At 52.4% G+C, this 536-nt stretch carries 1 tRNA gene and 1 rRNA gene; both read right to left on the bottom strand.

The features are described from left to right. Positions 1-159: 159 nt before the first annotated feature. Positions 160-236: transfer RNA gene (locus GRF59_RS29280), tRNA-Ile, on the bottom strand. 48 nt (positions 237-284) lie between these two features. Then, positions 285-401 (bottom strand): 5S ribosomal RNA (gene rrf, locus GRF59_RS29275). Positions 402-536 lie beyond the last annotated feature (135 nt).

Raw genomic sequence — 536 nt, 5'->3', positions numbered from 1 at the left:
GAGCCAAGCGGGATCGAACCGCTGACCTCCTGCTTGCAAGGCAGGCGCTCTCCCAGCTGAGCTATGGCCCCATATTTTCACCCCAAGAAGTGAAGTATGGCTTCGAGGTTGATTCCGATTACTTTTCGGGGACCCCGTTACTTACTTTATGAAGTTATATGGTGGGCCCTAGTGGACTCGAACCACCGACCTCACCCTTATCAGGGGTGCGCTCTAACCAGCTGAGCTAAGGGCCCAAATATAATGTTGTTACAACCTTTATGAGATAACCCATAAGGGCATGCGCTTGGCAGCATCCTACTCTCCCAGGACCCTTCGGTCCAAGTACCATCGGCGCTGGAGGACTTAACGGTCGTGTTCGGGATGGGTACGCGTGGAACCCCTCCGCCATCGCCACCAAACGCATTTCGAAAGAGTGTTTGCTCTCTCAAAACTGAGCAACGAGTGAGAACTAGCCGACCTGGCTAGATTTTAGATTTGAATGTTTCCGTTGCAGGAAACGATTCTCCATAGAAAGGAGGTGATCCAGCCGCACC

The sequence above is a fragment of the Paenibacillus dendrobii genome (genome assembly GCF_009807035.1).
Taxonomy (GTDB): Bacteria; Bacillota; Bacilli; order Paenibacillales; family Paenibacillaceae; genus Paenibacillus_AQ; species Paenibacillus_AQ dendrobii.
This window is presented reverse-complemented; position numbering and strand designations above follow the sequence as displayed.